This is a genomic window from Clostridium tyrobutyricum (assembly GCF_019144085.1).
GTDB lineage: Bacteria > Bacillota > Clostridia > Clostridiales > Clostridiaceae > Clostridium_B > Clostridium_B tyrobutyricum_A.
Map to the genome: position 1 here is coordinate 24,921 of NZ_JAHHUY010000020.1, position 15,616 is coordinate 40,536.

General features: G+C 33.0%; 17 protein-coding genes, 1 pseudogene and 1 riboswitch. Of the genes and pseudogenes, 4 read left to right on the top strand and 14 right to left on the bottom strand.

Annotated features, from left to right (window positions below):
• Position 1 precedes the first annotated feature (1 nt).
• Both KM800_RS15520 and KM800_RS09920 read left to right on the top strand, forming a co-directional pair.
• Positions 2 to 406, top strand: a complete 405-nt coding sequence (locus tag KM800_RS15520) for a hypothetical protein (RefSeq protein WP_195604249.1) — start codon at positions 2 to 4, stop codon at positions 404 to 406.
• Positions 407 to 525: 119 nt separating this feature from the next.
• A complete protein-coding gene (locus KM800_RS09920; protein WP_136710586.1) occupies positions 526 to 1,338 on the top strand; it encodes a PPK2 family polyphosphate kinase in 813 nt (270 codons plus the stop codon).
• 1 nt (position 1,339) lies between these two features.
• Here the strand turns inward: KM800_RS09920 and KM800_RS09925 are convergent, their stop codons facing one another.
• The 10 genes from KM800_RS09925 to KM800_RS09970 all read right to left on the bottom strand — a co-directional run bounded on the left by KM800_RS09925 (position 1,340) and on the right by KM800_RS09970 (position 10,685).
• The gene (locus KM800_RS09925) at positions 1,340 to 2,272 is read right to left on the bottom strand and encodes a DMT family transporter (RefSeq protein WP_017895046.1); all 933 of its coding nucleotides are present in this window, start codon (positions 2,270 to 2,272) and stop codon (positions 1,340 to 1,342) included.
• Between the two features lie 57 nt (positions 2,273 to 2,329).
• Positions 2,330 to 3,460 carry a DUF1648 domain-containing protein gene (locus KM800_RS09930; RefSeq protein ID WP_058953331.1) on the bottom strand — a complete coding sequence of 377 codons (1,131 nt, stop codon included), beginning with the start codon at positions 3,458 to 3,460 and terminating at the stop codon, positions 2,330 to 2,332.
• 17 nt (positions 3,461 to 3,477) lie between these two features.
• Entirely contained in the window at positions 3,478 to 3,861 is a 384-nt protein-coding gene (locus KM800_RS09935; RefSeq protein WP_039653275.1) for a GntR family transcriptional regulator, read from the bottom strand.
• Positions 3,862 to 4,008: 147 nt separating this feature from the next.
• Positions 4,009 to 4,425, bottom strand: a complete 417-nt coding sequence (locus KM800_RS09940) for a YjdF family protein (RefSeq protein WP_017752053.1) — start codon at positions 4,423 to 4,425, stop codon at positions 4,009 to 4,011.
• 244 nt (positions 4,426 to 4,669) lie between these two features.
• Positions 4,670 to 6,133 carry an aryl-sulfate sulfotransferase gene (locus KM800_RS09945; protein WP_217812939.1) on the bottom strand — a complete coding sequence of 488 codons (1,464 nt, stop codon included), beginning with the start codon at positions 6,131 to 6,133 and terminating at the stop codon, positions 4,670 to 4,672.
• 27 nt (positions 6,134 to 6,160) lie between these two features.
• Complete coding sequence (locus tag KM800_RS09950) at positions 6,161 to 7,180, bottom strand: ABC transporter substrate-binding protein (RefSeq protein WP_217812940.1); 1,020 nt, start codon at positions 7,178 to 7,180, stop codon at positions 6,161 to 6,163.
• Positions 7,181 to 7,216: 36 nt separating this feature from the next.
• On the bottom strand, positions 7,217 to 7,996 hold the full coding sequence (locus KM800_RS09955) for an ABC transporter ATP-binding protein (RefSeq protein ID WP_217812941.1): 780 nt from the start codon (positions 7,994 to 7,996) through the stop codon (positions 7,217 to 7,219).
• A 19-nt stretch (positions 7,997 to 8,015) separates the two neighbouring features.
• A complete protein-coding gene (locus KM800_RS09960; protein ID WP_017752057.1) occupies positions 8,016 to 8,831 on the bottom strand; it encodes an ABC transporter permease in 816 nt (271 codons plus the stop codon).
• Positions 8,832 to 9,050: 219 nt separating this feature from the next.
• Positions 9,051 to 9,155, bottom strand: a riboswitch (SAM riboswitch).
• 444 nt (positions 9,156 to 9,599) lie between these two features.
• Complete coding sequence (locus tag KM800_RS09965) at positions 9,600 to 9,986, bottom strand: hypothetical protein (RefSeq protein WP_058953327.1); 387 nt, start codon at positions 9,984 to 9,986, stop codon at positions 9,600 to 9,602.
• A gap of 201 nt (positions 9,987 to 10,187) precedes the next feature.
• A complete protein-coding gene (locus KM800_RS09970) occupies positions 10,188 to 10,685 on the bottom strand; it encodes a DUF1648 domain-containing protein (protein WP_039653388.1) in 498 nt (165 codons plus the stop codon).
• A 298-nt stretch (positions 10,686 to 10,983) separates the two neighbouring features.
• Here KM800_RS09970 and KM800_RS09975 point away from each other — a divergent pair.
• A pseudogene (locus KM800_RS09975) lies at positions 10,984 to 12,353 on the top strand (amino acid permease).
• Positions 12,354 to 12,451: 98 nt separating this feature from the next.
• On the opposite strand, the gene KM800_RS09980 reads toward KM800_RS09975, so the two are convergent.
• Positions 12,452 to 12,697 carry a methyl-accepting chemotaxis protein gene (locus tag KM800_RS09980; RefSeq protein ID WP_217812942.1) on the bottom strand — a complete coding sequence of 82 codons (246 nt, stop codon included), beginning with the start codon at positions 12,695 to 12,697 and terminating at the stop codon, positions 12,452 to 12,454.
• Here KM800_RS09980 and KM800_RS09985 point away from each other — a divergent pair.
• The gene (locus KM800_RS09985) at positions 12,672 to 12,923 is read left to right on the top strand and encodes a hypothetical protein (protein WP_217812943.1); all 252 of its coding nucleotides are present in this window, start codon (positions 12,672 to 12,674) and stop codon (positions 12,921 to 12,923) included. The genes KM800_RS09980 and KM800_RS09985 overlap by 26 nt on opposite strands.
• A gap of 254 nt (positions 12,924 to 13,177) precedes the next feature.
• On the opposite strand, the gene KM800_RS09990 is transcribed toward KM800_RS09985, so the two are convergent.
• The 3 genes from KM800_RS09990 to xerA all read right to left on the bottom strand — a co-directional run bounded on the left by KM800_RS09990 (position 13,178) and on the right by xerA (position 15,547).
• On the bottom strand, positions 13,178 to 13,771 hold the full coding sequence (locus KM800_RS09990) for a cupin domain-containing protein (RefSeq protein WP_039656998.1): 594 nt from the start codon (positions 13,769 to 13,771) through the stop codon (positions 13,178 to 13,180).
• A 171-nt stretch (positions 13,772 to 13,942) separates the two neighbouring features.
• Positions 13,943 to 14,509, bottom strand: a complete 567-nt coding sequence (locus KM800_RS09995; RefSeq protein WP_254906521.1) for a restriction endonuclease subunit S — start codon at positions 14,507 to 14,509, stop codon at positions 13,943 to 13,945.
• A 48-nt stretch (positions 14,510 to 14,557) separates the two neighbouring features.
• Positions 14,558 to 15,547 carry a site-specific tyrosine recombinase/integron integrase gene (gene xerA, locus KM800_RS10000; RefSeq protein ID WP_195510083.1) on the bottom strand — a complete coding sequence of 330 codons (990 nt, stop codon included), beginning with the start codon at positions 15,545 to 15,547 and terminating at the stop codon, positions 14,558 to 14,560.
• Positions 15,548 to 15,616 lie beyond the last annotated feature (69 nt).

The following is a 15,616-nucleotide window of genomic DNA, read 5'->3' on the forward strand; positions in this document are numbered from 1 at the left end:
TATGATATTATACTTGTTGAATGCCAAAATTGACTATAGATGGTTTTACGGAAGTTATTCCTATTCACAACTGAGCAGTAATGCAATTTGTCCTCAATACATGATAAGACTGTTCACATATATTCTGGCAATAGGTATGTCCATCTTTGTACTAGCTTTAATTCCAGGTAAAAAATTGTTTTTCACAAAATTAGGTTCAAGGACCATGACTGTATATGTGTTTCACAGCTTTATTATAAAATTATTGATCAAATACAACTTTTTTGATCACATAAATTCTCTCTTAAGTAAAATATTGATAGTAATGCTTTCGCTGCTCATTGTAATGTTGCTCTCTTCCAAAATTATCAATAATATTGCTAAAATAATAGGTAATCCAAAATTGATAAGACATATAAATGCATAGTTTTTTACTTGAATTTCGCTGATGATTATAATACTACAAAGTATTACAATACAAGACATGCATAATTTTTAAAGTAATTGTAAAACTATTTTAAGTAAGATAATAGAGGAGATTAAATTATGGATAAATTTATGATTGGTTCACAAAAGCAAATTGATTTGAAAACTTTTGATCCAAATGATACTAACGGATTATCAAAAGATTCCATTAAAGAAGAATACTCTAATTTACAAAAGGAATTCGCACACCTTCAGGATATTTTCTATGCTTCCAAAAAATTTGCACTGCTCATAGTACTGCAGGGAATAGACTGCAGTGGCAAGGACGGGACTACCAGGAAGCTACTTAATGACATAAATCCCAACGGTTTCAGAGTAGAAAGCTTCAAAGAACCAACTCAGGAAGAATTAGGACACGATTATCTTTGGAGAATACACAAATCAGTTCCACAAAAGGGATTCATAACTGTTTTTAACAGATCCTATTATGAAGATGTACTAGTTACACGTGTGCATGAACTTATAGATGATAATACAGCCTTTAATAGATTCAATGAAATAAATATGTTTGAAAAATTTCTTGTAAATAATAATACTATAATAATAAAATTCTTTCTGCACATATCAAAAGACTTTCAGAAGAAAAAATTAGAAGATAGGCTAGAGATTCCAGAAAAGCACTGGAAATTTTCAGCATCAGATCTTACTGAAAGAAAATCTTGGGATAAGTATCAGCAATATTACGAAGACCTGCTATGTAATTGCAGCACTGATGAAGCCCCATGGAATATTGTTCCCTCCAATAAAAGATGGTTTAGAGACTATGTTGTGTTAAAAACTACGGTGGATGTACTTAATAATCTAAATTTAAAATATCCGGACATAGATGAAAATATAAAAGAACTTATAAATAAAGTTAAAGAAAGTAATTAGGTTAATCCATACATTTTTTATTTTTGTCCTTTGCCCTTGATAATACTCCAATTGCAGCTATAATGCATACTGTCCCGATACATTGATATATACCAAGAGTTACATGCAGCCACAGTACGGATATAACTGCTGCTGACAGGGGTTCCACAGAAGACAGTATACTTGCCTCTGTTGCCTTTATATATTTTAAACTTTCCAGATAGCAGCAGAAAGCAATGAGGGTTCCAAACAGTATTACAAACATAACTGCAAATATTGGCCCGGCGGACCACTGGCCTGTGCACTGCCATGGCTTATGTATAAAACTGAAAGATACCCCACCTATAAGCATCCCCCATCCCACTACAATCATGGAGCCGTATTCTGAAAGAAGACGGCGAGGCTGAAGTGTATTGAAGGCCGCTGCAAATGCAGAACTTATTCCCCAAAACAGTGCCGGAGTAGAGATTGATATGTTATGAACATCTCCCCTGGTAATGATGAAAAACGTGCCAAGCATTGCCAGAAGAACTCCTATAAGCTCCTGAGATTTTGGAGCTTTTTTTGTACTTGCAGACATACAGCATGTAATTATTACCGGAGATAAATATTGCAGTATTGTAGCCGTTGCAGCATTTCCATATTTGATGGCGGCAAAATAGGAATATTGAACTCCAAGCATTCCTATGATTCCAAAGAGTATGATTCCCATAACATTACGCTTGGTACTCCATACTCTCCATATATTCTGCCTGGATTTTAAAGAAGCGTATAACAATAAAATAACTCCGGATACCAGCATGCGGATTACCGCAAGCCAATCCGGACTAAAATCCTTCTTCTGAAACAGGTACTGGGCTGCGGTACCTGATATTCCCCACAACCCGGCCCCTATAACTACAAGCATTATTCCCTTTATCCTCGGCTGAATTACTCTAGGTTGAACTTTTAGCATGTTTTATTACCTCACTAGTCACCGGTGACTGACCCCGTTACATAAAATGGTAAGGAGTCAGTCCCTTATTATGCAAATAAATATTACTACTACAACAAAAACTACAAGCCCTATATATATTGCCATTCCTGCAGGCCTTCCGGCATTTATGGTCCATCCTATCCCGAACCTTTTCTCTATGAAAAGTGACGGGTCATCAGGATTATAGTATATTGTGTTTCCAAATCTCCAGTTGGAATCATCATCCTTGTCTGTTTGTAAAGTACTATCTGCTATTTTTTCCCCGGGAAGTTTTATATTGGCCCCTCCCTGGCCTAATTTCAATGATATAACTATTATACTTGAAAATACTATAACTATAAAAGCAATTATTATAAATCCAAAAATTTTAGGATTTATGTTGAATATGCTAAATATCATAAAGTTAGCCATAGTAAATATACTATTCATAAATATGCAAAAAACTGTCATGTATATGGACCATACTCTTCTAAATACTCTGTTTTTTCGTGCAGAAGATTTTGGATTTGGAGGACTTAGCTGCTGTTTCGACCAGCCTATGGACTTGTAGCATATAAAAAATACAGCTGTAATAAAAATCTGAGTTATTGGCATCTCCCATATCAGAAAAAGTGATTTATTCTGATAACCTGTTATATTCCCTGAAAAGTCCCAGTGAGTGGCAACTCTGGATGGAAGTCCACTATAATTTGAATATCCTAAAGCTATATTTATAACAACTATAATTACTGGAATTATAAAAAACCAGGGGGATACAAGTGTATTTATTCTCTCTCTTGAAAAATCAGTATCTACGACTACTGACTGCTTCTTGCCGTTGAACCAGTTTTGCTGGTTCTTCAAAGCTTTCATCTGTCTATTGGATATCAAATACACAAAATAATTTATAAATATAAATGCAAAGACAGTAAAAAGAATCATGCCTACACTAAAGAATATATAATTTAGGAAAGTAAACAAAACTGCAGCAGGGATCTCTATCAGTAGATTATTCACTACATACCTTTTCTTTATATCCCTGATTTCCTGCATATTTATTTTACTTTCCGGCACCCTGACTCCAAATACAATTTCTTTTCTTGAAAGTTTTGGCATAAGCACGCTTACAATAGTAACTACTATAAATATGAAAAATAGATACAAAGACAGGAACAAATTTTCCTTCATAGTTAACTCTCCCCTTTCTATAAACTTTTATTGTATTTTTTAAATATGTCGCTGCATAATCTGCGAAAATCCCTCTCATCTGCTCCATTTAAATGAGCTCTCGCTATTAAATATTTTAATTCATCTTCAAGTCTTTCATTTAATTCTTTACTGTTCTTAGGAATATCCGAGTTTATTACTGCACCTTTCCTCCTGTCTATATTCAGATATCCTTCTGATTTCAGTTCGTTATATGCTTTATTTACCGTATGGAGATTTATTCCTATGTCTTCTGCCATATGTCTTACAGAAGGAAGATTATCCCCGCTTTTCAGGTCCCCTGATGCTATTCCCTCTATTAATTGCCTCTTAAGTTGTTCATATATTGGAATGTCAGATTCAAAATCAATTTCTATCAACATGGGAATCACCTCCTGTGTTATTTGTTATATATATAATATAACAAATAGCTCAAATTTGCAATAAACAAAACCAGCTGAATTCAGCTGGTTTTGTTTAAGGGGGCTGACCCCCGTACATAAAATTGGAATCCTGTTTTTAGCAATAACTCAATGCCCCCTGTGCTTTTCTTTTTTCCTAAGTCTGTGCAATTGAAATTTTATATTTTTTTCCCGATCTTTTCTTTCCCTTGAATTCTTTCTTCTCTCAAATTTGTTTTCTTCATACTGCAGTTTCATGGCTTCTTGAGCTTTAGTACCTATACCTCTGCTTTGTGTCTGTTTTTTTATCTTTCTCTGAAGCCTTTTGGGATTTATCCTTTTTTCTTCAGGCTCCTCAATTGACAGGTTACAGCTAAAGTTCAAACTATAAAAATTGTTCAATATAAAATCATACAACTCATAGTCTTTCGGCTCAGAACCAAATACAACCTTTGAAACTGAATATTTTCCTTCATTAACTTTTTCAAAAATCCCTACCCAGAACATGTCTTCAAAAAATACTGTAAATTTAATACTTACTTCCATTTCAAACTTCCTCCTGTAAAATAAAATCAAATATCAAAGAATGGACGACCCCAGGAGGGAAGGTTACTTCTGCCTTAACTTTGGCAGGCCCGGACTACCAACCGGGACTGTGTTTTTATCTCTACAGCTTAAATACTAGCTTTTTTTATAGTGTTGGTCAAGTGACAACCGATTCATTAATGTGAAAAACAGCCTTCCATGATTTTGACATGAAAGGCTGTTTTCTCAATAAGCATCTTATATTCTAATCCAGTTTATTTTCTTTTTTTAATTCATCATAGGTTATAACACAAAAATTTGAATCACTTTCTTCATATTCTTCAGTTCCAGATACAATTGTTTCTTTCTGCCGCCCTGGACCAGCAGCTCCAGGTACCCTGAATTGATTTTTGTCAAGTTTTCCTATAGCCTTTTCTTCAGGTTTTTCAAGTTGAGGTATCCAATTATACGGAACTTTATATGACCTATAAACCATATTCATCTTAGTAGAACTTTTCCCATCATATGGACTTATATATTCCCATACTATTTCATGATCCTTGGTAACTTCTATGATACGTCCATCAGAACCTTCTGTTATAAGAGTATTGCCATTGGGCAGACGCTGTGCATTACTTATAAAAGGACTATAGAACCTTGCAGCATCCAGTGGAATTATGAAACCAGCTTCTTCAGGAGTATACTGCCATATTATTTTCAAAGTTACGGGATCAAATTCAATAACTCTGGAATAATCTCTTAAAGCATTTCTATTTCCACTTATGGACCCTGGGTTAGGAATTCCATAACCTCCCCATCCACCATTATCGAATACAAGTATATTTCCCTCCCCCGGAAGTCCTTTAGGTATCATATGTACATTATGCTGTCCTATTATCCATCCTAAATTGATAAGTTCTTTACTTGTATCGTAACGAGGGCCTATCTTCCAGACAATTTTTCCCGTTTTCTTGTCTATGACAGCCAAAATATTAGCTTCCCTGCTGTCTAAAATAATATTATCGGGATTAAATCTTTTATCCCCACCATCAAACCATTTGTTGGGCCCTATCAATGATATGGAGTTTATGTGAAGCCAATCCCCTACACCTCCACTTGCTTTCCTTAAATTTGGATTGCGGTATAATACATTTTTGGCAGCTTCATCAAAACCAAATTCATCAAAATGGTCACTGGCATTCCAAGTCCATATTATATCTCCTTTCCAGTTAACTTCAATAATTTTGTCATCCAACAATATTTTGTCGGATATTCTATCATTTTTTATATTTTGATGACACAAAACGAGAGTATTTCCTCCCTCAATTTTTGGCTCCATACCAGGTGCATAATATCCTACTGGATTACCCTCTCTTTGATAATCATGATGCTGTCTTGCCATCCATTTTGGTCTTTGTCCTGGATCTTCTATATATTCATGTTTATTAAATTTCCAAACGATATTTCCATCCCAATCCACTTGAACAAGGTCGGCCATATCCTGAAATCCATACCTTGAATCTCTTTCCCCCGTACTTCCTATAACATATCCTCCAGGCAATATTTTATTAGGAAACCCGTGAAGGTTTTTCCAAAGCTGAACTTCCTGACCATTCATACCTATCAATAATGCTCCTATATCCTTCGCTTGGAAAATAGTATAACCATTCCAACATCTTTCAGGATTGTATATTGTGACTCCTGTTGGATAAACACTTGGATATCCCATGCTCTTCATCTCCATTCAAATTTATGATTATTTTACAGCTTTTTGGTAATATGATTTATCTGCCCAACTAGCAGTATCAAACTTATTGGTTATTAAATTGTTGTCTAACAAGAACTTTTGTGTCTTATCCAACCTTTTTATCGTATCCTGATTTATTTCTGTTTTTAATACATTGAAGTCAGGTGCTTCACCACTGTATTGCTGTTTTACAGCCTCTAAACTCAAACCAGCCTTAGTTAACAATTTATAACTGTCCTCTGGATTTGATTTAAAATAATTTCCAGCTTCAATCAGCGCTTTATCTATAGCAACAGGTACTTTAGAATTTTGTTTGGCATAATCGCTTCTTACAACTACAATACTTTGAGCACTCATCTCCAGATACTGTCTTGAACTTACAATATTCCTTGCAACCTTTTTAACAGCGGTTAACTGAAGTGCTGAATCGTCTGTCAATACAAGTGCATCCAAATTTCCTGAAATAAGTGAGGATTCTGCATCTGTAGTAACATTTACAAGCTGGACGTCTTTATCTGAAATTCCATTCTTGCTTAGTATTTCCAATAAAAACTTTTGGGCATATGTTCCCTTTGCAAATCCTATTTTTTTGCCTTTAAGATCCTTTAATGTCTTTATTTTGGAGTCATTCTTCACAACTATAGTAGAATAAATTTTATTTTGACTTATTCCAATTAAATCTGTCTTTACTCCCTTTGACTTTAAAACAACTCCAGGGAAATCTGCATATATTGCAACATCTATTTTGTTGCTGGTAAGTGCCTCATTTACTGCAGGACCTTGTCCTGAAAATGGATTGTATTCCACTGTATAACCTATCTTTTTCAATTGTCCTTCAAAAAATTTTTTTTGCTGGGCTATGGCAGCAGCCCCACCCAAAGAATACTGGCTTCCAGGATACCCTATTCTAACAACCTTATTTTCACTACCATTTGTTGAATTGTTTGAACTGGATCCCCCTCTTGAACATGCTGTAAGTGCAAACACGAATATTCCCAAAAAAACTACTGTTAACAACTTCTTTTTCATTTGTTTGTCCTCCAATTTATATAAATTTTAACCATGCTAAATTACATAATCCGATACAACACTATTTTCTACAAAAAATTCATCAAATACTTGTCTTCTAAGTAAAGAAAAATCTGGACTGTTTCTATCCCTGGGTCTGGCTATTTCAACGGGTAAAACTTTCTTTATTGTCCCAGGTCTCGAAGACATTATTACAATCTTGTCACCTAGGTATATGGATTCATCTATATCATGAGTAACCAATATCATTGTTGTTTTTTCTTTTTCCCAGATTTTTAAGATTTCCTTTTGCATTTGTATCCTTGTAAGTGCATCCAATGCACCAAATGGTTCATCTAAAAGTAAAACTTCAGGTTTATGGACCAGTGCCCTTGCAATAGCAGCTCTCTGTGCCATTCCCCCTGACAATTGATGAGGATATGCATTTTCAAATCCCTTCAATCCAACTAGTTTAATGTGATCTGATATAAGCCTTTCTTTTTCAGTATTAGAAATATCATATAATCCAAAAGATATATTCTGTTTAATGGTAAGCCAGGGCAAAAGTCTGTGATCCTGAAATACCATTCCAACTTTCGTGCCGGGTTCATTTATTTCCCTACCGTTTAAAGTTACAGAGCCAGTTTTATGCTCCACAAGTCCTGCTATAATTTTCAGTAATGTACTTTTTCCACATCCGCTGTGTCCAACAATACTTATAAATTCTCCTCTTTTAATATTTATATTGATATTTTTAAGAATTTCTATTTCTTTATAGTTCACTGTATAGCTCTTGCCTAAATCCTTTATAATAAGTTCTTCGTTATTTTCTTTCAAAGTGTACACCTCCTATAATTTAAAATCTTTCCCATCTGGATGCCAAATGTGCTATTTTTCTAAGAACAGTATCCATTAAAACTCCAACTGCACCTATTACTATAATTCCAACTATCACGACATCAGACTGCATTAAGCTTCTTGCATCGTTTATTCTATAGCCTATGCCTGAACTTGAAGCTATCATCTCAGCTGCCACTACAGACATCCATGAAGCCCCAGCCCCAAGCCGCAATCCAACAAATATAGATGGAACAGCAGATGGAAGATATACCTTTTTAAATAAATCTATCTTTTTTATCTTATATAATTTTGCTACTTCAAGATACTGTTTTGGAGTGTTTTTAATACCATTTATAGTGTTTAATAATATAGAGAAGAAAGCTCCCATTGCTATCATAATGACCTTTGAAGTTTCTCCTATTCCAAACCAAAGTATGAATAGTGGTATCCATGCCAATGGTGGTATTTGCCTTATTCCATTGAAAACTATAGTAAAAAATTTATTTGTTTTCTCGGAAATCCCCATAATTATCCCAGTACTTATACCCAATATAACTGCAATAAAATATCCTTTAAATACTCTAATCAAACTTTGAGCCAGATCATTTATTAATTGCCCACTTTTTATCTGCAAAATAAAGGATTTTACTACATCTTCAATAGACGGAAGTAATATGGATGGAACTACCTGTAACCTACTAATTAGTTCCCATATAACTAAAATTAAAATAGGAAATAATAGATAGTTAATGAGTTGTTTTGTAAATTTAATATATCTATTCCCTTTGTGTTTTGTTACTTCCGCATCGTTTTTATCCGCATTAATCTGCATATGCATTTTCTCCTTTTTATATAAATTTATCACTTTTTTCCAATTTGGTAATAAGCAGTAAAAAAGCCAAGTTTCAATATATCCAGAAAATTCATCAAAAATATTTTCTAGCTCAATTGAAACTTGACCTCTAGTTTTTCTAGTTAGCCAACTAAAATATTAAATTTGTGCAATAAAAAACTTCCTATAGAGAAACCAAAGGAAGATATATCTTTGTGTTTCTCATCTTTCAGATTACCTCTGCTGGAATTAGCACCATTGAATATAAATAATTCAGGTTGCCGGACATCATAGGGCCAGTCCCTCCATCTCTCTCGATAAGAATTATAATATTAAATTACATATATAATATAACTTTTAAAATGCTTTGTCAATATAAACTTTCTATATTCATTACAAAATTATTTTGAAGCACATTATGAGTAATTTATTTGTTTTTAATATTATTAGCTTGTTGAATAACAATAATTGTAAACTTAAATAAGTCATCACTTTATGATATAATGTTCTCGCTAAAAAGCCAAAAAATATCAATAAAGGATGACTTGATTATGATTATATCATTAAATTATTCCACCTTTTCTTTAAGGGCGCATCCCTCGAGAAACATATATACTATGCTATCTATTCCATATTTATTGAACTCATTGATCCATCCGTAAGGATTTGTGCCGTTGATGCTACCGCATAAAATTTTAAGTCATAAACTATATATTTAATTATTCAACAAGCTACTAAGCAAAAAAATAAGAACCCTTTTACAGCTCTTTATTTCAGTTTCTTTAAGTACTCAATTTCAACACAGTTTTGACCAGTAACAACACCTAATTTCTTGTTTTCTTCATCAAGTCGGCCGGTAGTTTCTTTTATGTCCTTTACATCACTGGAGACATTCTTTAATACTGATTTGATTAAACTGTTATCATCTTTTATATTGCCATCTAATCTTGTAAAATGGCGGTCAATTTGTTCGGCTTGTGATTGTTGACCCTCTATTACTGTATTAAGCTTTTTATCCATGTTTTCAAGTAGTAAGGAATGTCTATTTTGCCCGGCTTTAAGTGCCTTTATATCGTCTTTTATCGGCTGTAATTCAGTTTGCAAAGCACCTTTCAATAACTCATTTATAACTTCAATATCATTTTTATCTAACATTTTTCCGACCTCCTAGAGTAGTTTAATTATAAATGAATTGTCAAATATTTTCAACTTTAAATTTATTGATTTTTCTATTGAATATACCGAAGAATATTTCCCTTCTATATTTTTTAATATTCGTAATGTAATTGAGTTTACTTTTTTAACTTCAATAGTCCAACCGAAACCACTATTAATAACAGCCATTTCCTTCACGTTCTAATTTATTTTCAGTAATTTTCTAATATACACTGCAAGTGTACCGAATACAACTGCTAAAAATACTGGAAGAAACCATCGTACCATTCCCTCAGACTTATTTAAAGCAATCCCTATACTTATCCATTCAATATACGCAATACATATTATGAATTCCGTCTTGAGTAAAGTTATCAACTGATTTACATATTTGTGATTATATTTTGGATTTTCTTTGGTTGTATTCCTAAAATATTTGTATACATTATTAGATTTAATTAAAATATCCGGAAAAAAGTATATTATCAAAGACATACCAGGAAGTATAAATATAAAATTTTTGCTTCCATATCCATCAGCTGTTCCTAAATCATTGAAATGTATTGGTATGATATCAGGAAGGATACTATAATATTTCAATAACAGACCAATACTTACTACTATTGCCACTCCGCTAATAATCTCCAATATGACTTTATAAACAGGATATTGCGGTGCAACTTTAGTTATTTCTTTCATTTTCAATTTTCAATCCCTTCACACAATTATGCAGTATAATTGTTAATATTGTAATTTACAGTAAATTCTTACTTTTATTAAAGTATATCAATAGCAAGTATATATTGCAACGTATATTAGCAGCCAGATCAAAACTTATGATATAGCTGCATATATTAAAATTCAAAAATTAAAAAATTGTGATAAAAATCACAAATCCATAAAATTATGGTAACATATTGTTTGTACAATAACAGACAAATGTCTGTACAGTAAAAACTAATCCATTAATATACATTTTTGAAAGGGGCTTTTTTAAGTGGAAGAAAAAAGTTTAACACGAGGCCTAAAAGCACGTCATATTGAACTGATTGCTTTAGGCGGTACAATTGGCGTAGGCCTGTTCATGGGATCTGCCAACACCATCAAGTTGGCGGGGCCATCGGTAATGCTGGCGCTTATGCAGTAGCTGGAATTGCCATGTACATAGTTATGAGAGTCATGGGGGAAATGCTTTATCTAGAACCATTGACAGGCTCCTTTGCAAACTATGCCAAGAAATACATATCCCCCTGGGCTGGCTATATGACAGCCTGGTGTTATTGGTTCATGTGGCTTGCCATAGATATGTCGGAGGTTACCGCCATTGGAATTTATATGAATTATTGGTTTCCAGCACTTCCCTCATGGATTCCAGCTTTAATCGGGGTAGCTATTCTAGCTGCTGTCAATATGGCATCAGTCAAGTTCTATGGTGAATTTGAATTTTGGTTTTCATTGATTAAGATTGTCACCATTATAGTTATGCTCATAGTGGGATTTGGATTGATTTTCTTCGGATTTGGGAATCATGGTATACCTATTGGTTTAAAAAACCTTACGGCACACGGCGGTTTCTTTGCCGGTGGATGGAAGGGCTGGCTGTTCGCCTTGTGTATGGTAACAGCATCTTATCAGGGTGTGGAACTTATCGGCATCACTGCCGGTGAAGCACAGGATCCCAAGAACACATTGAGAAAAGCAACTGAAAATATTATTTGGCGTATATTGATTTTCTACATTGGTGCCATATTTGTAATAGTAACAATTTATCCATGGAATCAAATAAGTGCTCTTGGCAGTCCCTTTGTGCTGACATTTGCAAAGATTGGTATTACAGCTGCTGCTGGAATCATCAATTTTGTAGTGCTTACAGCCGCAATGTCCGGGTGTAACAGCGGGATTTACAGCTGTGGCCGTATGCTCTATACCTTGTCAGAAAATGGTCAGGCACCTAAATTTTTTGGCAGATTAAACAAAGAAGGAGTACCTGCCAACGGTATTAAAATAACTTTGGCTTGTTTGCTAATTGCTGTGGGTCTAAACTATATCTATCCAAATTCCAAATTATTTGTTTATATCTACAGTGCCAGTGTTCTGCCAGGTATGATTCCCTGGGTTGTTTTGTGCATAAGTCAAATAAAATTTCGAAAAGAACATGCAGGGGAAATGGCAGACCATCCTTTTAAATCCAAGCTTTTCCCCTATGCCAACTATATTGTAGTGGGATATCTCTGTATGGTCTTAATAGGCATGTGTATCAACAGACAAACTCAGATGCCATTATTGATTGGAGCTGTGTTCTGCGTAATAATTACCGTCGGTTATTTTGCTTTTGGAATAAACAAGAGAACTGATTCAAAAGTATAGAAATTATATTCTAGATGAACAAAATAAGGATTGGAAATAAAGTAAAAAAGTCTGCCTTAAAATCTATTTAGACAGACCTTTTTGCTTTATTTAGATTATTATTGCAACTTAAATTTATTGATATGAGCTATCATATCATTTGTCATATTCTCCAATGTATTGGCAGTTTCTTCAACACTCTTTGAAGATCTGTCCATTTCTTCAGATGATGCTGCAATTTCCTGGGAAGATGCAGATACTTCTTCAGCAACAGCTATTATTGATTCAATCTTATTATATATATCTTCTTTTTCATGATCTATTTTTATAGATGAATTATTGAAGAAAAAACATCTTAGAAACATTGTAAAAAATGTGAAGGTAATTTCTATAGAAGCCCACAGTGTAAATCTCGATGCTGATCCTCCCTATTTTTTAGCTAAAATAACTGCAAAGATGATTGACTATGAGATAAATGAAACAACAAATCATGTTACTATAGGTTCCAAAGTAATACCTGAGGTGTCAACTGAAACCTGGAGTTTTAAAAAGATAGATGGAAAATGGTGTGCAGACTGGATCTATGGATGATTTTTTAAGGATTGTCTAATGATTGCTTTAATTGCAAATTAAAAGGAATTTTTACTTTTAAAGTATACCATACTTAATATATCTTTCAAAAAAATTTATATCTATAAAAATATTATTTTGAATTATAATTGTGTCATGATGTAAATAAAGAATACAGAAAATAAAAACAGGATGCTGTAAACATCCTGCAATTAACTGAGCCATTAGTATTCTTGCTGACATACATTATAACACCATTAGTTTATTTTTAATCACTAATGCCCATCTTCAGCAGCCTCAGCATCCTCTTTAGTCACATGAACTGTACTATGTGGATGATTTGGTGGTGCATAAATAGAGTATACTTTAAGTGGTTTATTCCCTGTATTGATAACATTATGCCATTTACCAGCAGGTATAATTATTGCAAAATCATCTTCTACCTTTTCTTCAAAATCAAGATTATTCCTTGAATTTCCCATCCTTACAATTCCGTTGCCCTCTTCAACACGTATAAACTGATCAACATTTGGATGCATTTCCAAACCAATGTCATCGCCGGGATTTATGCTCATCAAAGTAAGCTGCAAATGACTGCCTGTCCATAAAGCAGTACGAAAATTATTATTTTGCTTAGTAGCTTTATCAATATCAACTACAAAAGGCTGCGGTCCGTAATCAATCAACTGTATTGGAGCATCATCATCTGATAATCTTGAAAAATCAAATTTTGAATCATAATCAGCTTCATTATTGTACGATGTATGCTGATTACTGGAGCGCCCTAAATAATTTGGATAATATACTGGAATGACAGGCAAACATGGATATGGATAAAAATTATAATAATACGGATATTTTCTATACATATTGTTCCTTTCTTTTATATTCCTACAAAATTATAATATGTTTCATATTTTTGAAATGTGATTACACTATCCTAATTACAATTCCTCATTATAGCAGTGAATGTATTGGTAATATTATATAGCCCTTTAGATAATTACCTGTCCTATAAGTTTAAATTATTATAAGACTAGTTAGTTAAATTTCAATTTGTCGACCTGCTTTACGAAGTCTGCAAATTGGTTTTGGAGTTGTATCGGCGGTACCATAATTTTTATTTCTCTAATAGCATCTTTAGTTATTGTCTTTGTTACAGCTCCTCTTACCTTTTCTTTTATTTTGACTTTCATATAAGGAGTTAATAATAAATTATATATAAAAACATGGTTAACCTTATTTTCATCAAATCTTAATAGAAATTGATTCATAGCTAAAGAAACAGGTCTATTTAGAAATGGCATTAAATAAATCTTGCCTGCGCTACCTATCTTATTTATTATAATCTCTCCTCCAAATACCTTTGATTTTTTAAGATGATTGTATGCATGTTCGTCAATATACTTAACATCTTTTTCAAAGTTATGATTCTCTAAATCAGTTGTTCTAACCATCAAAGCATAATCTGGAGTATCTAAAAGAGTTACATTATCTCTTAATGTCTCATAACTACCATTTGAGTGGTAGTCGGTAAGTACATTTAAATACTTACCTAATTCAGCAACTTCCCAACCTCTATCGTTTTTTTTTGGCTCTTCAAACATCTCGATAAATCTCGATTTAGTTTCCAATATTATTTAAGCTTTGTATTATTATCCAATATATTTTCTATGTGAAATCTTAACATTATTTTGACTTACCATTGCATACTGAAGGGTTGTATCTATCTTTTGATGTCCTAAAAGATGCTGAACCTGTTCTATAGGCATTCCTTTATCAATAGCTCTTGTTGCTAGTGTCCTTCTAAATTTATGGGGATGCACCCTATTAATATTGAGCTTTTTTCCCAAAGTTCTCATTCTAATTTCAACTCCACTAATATTTAACCTGTTATAAGGTTCTATTAGTGATACAAATAATGCTTTATTATCATCAACTCTACTATTAATATAATTTTGTAAATGTATTTTAGTCCTAGCATCAAAATAAACTCTTCTTTGCTTGTCACCCTTACCCTCAACAATACATTCTCTCTCATTAAAATCTATATCTTCAATATTTAGTTTTACTAACTCTCCAACACGTATTCCAGTAGAGTTTAATAAATCTATAATTGCAAGGTCACGAACTTCCCTACAATTATCCCGCATTATTTCTAAATTTTCATCTGTGTATACTTCCTTTACAATTTTTCCAGTCTTTATTTTATGAATACGCCTAACCGGACTCTTTAAAATATAATTTTCATCCTCGAGCCACGAAAAAAACGTGGATAAGATTCTCCTGATATTATCAATAGTAACCTTACTGCAATTACTTCTATTGTGATATTCCGATAAATACTCTCTTAAATCTTCTGTTGTAATATGCTTAACTGGCTTATTTAACGTTTTTAACATATTTTCTATAGTTGATTTATAATATTTAATAGACTTTTCCGAACAGCCTTCTACCCGCTTTGCACAAATAAATATATTACAATAATCCACTTCCTCATTGTCTGAATTTTTGTTATTAACCTTATCTGTAAAAATCAATCCTTGAAACTTTTTTAATAAAACCTTATGCAGCTCTTCCATTTGCATATTATTAAGTAAAGTTATCATTTCCTGCTCAATTTCAACAATAAGTTTTTCTACCATAATTTTTCACTCCTAATTCTTAGTATATTATGATATATTGCCATTAATTGTATTATTATACTCTTTGTG

Coding starts and splice junctions, on each gene's coding strand:
- KM800_RS15520 (WP_195604249.1), top strand. CDS start 2: ATGATATTATACTTGTTGAATGCCAAAATTGACTATAGATGGTTTTAC.
- KM800_RS09920 (WP_136710586.1), top strand. CDS start 526: ATGGATAAATTTATGATTGGTTCACAAAAGCAAATTGATTTGAAAACT.
- KM800_RS09925 (WP_017895046.1), bottom strand. CDS start 2,272: ATGCTAAAAGTTCAACCTAGAGTAATTCAGCCGAGGATAAAGGGAATA.
- KM800_RS09930 (WP_058953331.1), bottom strand. CDS start 3,460: ATGAAGGAAAATTTGTTCCTGTCTTTGTATCTATTTTTCATATTTATA.
- KM800_RS09935 (WP_039653275.1), bottom strand. CDS start 3,861: ATGTTGATAGAAATTGATTTTGAATCTGACATTCCAATATATGAACAA.
- KM800_RS09940 (WP_017752053.1), bottom strand. CDS start 4,425: ATGGAAGTAAGTATTAAATTTACAGTATTTTTTGAAGACATGTTCTGG.
- KM800_RS09945 (WP_217812939.1), bottom strand. CDS start 6,133: ATGGGATATCCAAGTGTTTATCCAACAGGAGTCACAATATACAATCCT.
- KM800_RS09950 (WP_217812940.1), bottom strand. CDS start 7,180: ATGAAAAAGAAGTTGTTAACAGTAGTTTTTTTGGGAATATTCGTGTTT.
- KM800_RS09960 (WP_017752057.1), bottom strand. CDS start 8,831: ATGCAGATTAATGCGGATAAAAACGATGCGGAAGTAACAAAACACAAA.
- KM800_RS09965 (WP_058953327.1), bottom strand. CDS start 9,986: ATGTTAGATAAAAATGATATTGAAGTTATAAATGAGTTATTGAAAGGT.
- KM800_RS09970 (WP_039653388.1), bottom strand. CDS start 10,685: ATGAAAGAAATAACTAAAGTTGCACCGCAATATCCTGTTTATAAAGTC.
- KM800_RS09980 (WP_217812942.1), bottom strand. CDS start 12,697: ATGTTTCTAAGATGTTTTTTCTTCAATAATTCATCTATAAAAATAGAT.
- KM800_RS09990 (WP_039656998.1), bottom strand. CDS start 13,771: ATGTATAGAAAATATCCGTATTATTATAATTTTTATCCATATCCATGT.
- KM800_RS09995 (WP_254906521.1), bottom strand. CDS start 14,509: ATGTTTGAAGAGCCAAAAAAAAACGATAGAGGTTGGGAAGTTGCTGAA.
- xerA (WP_195510083.1), bottom strand. CDS start 15,547: ATGGTAGAAAAACTTATTGTTGAAATTGAGCAGGAAATGATAACTTTA.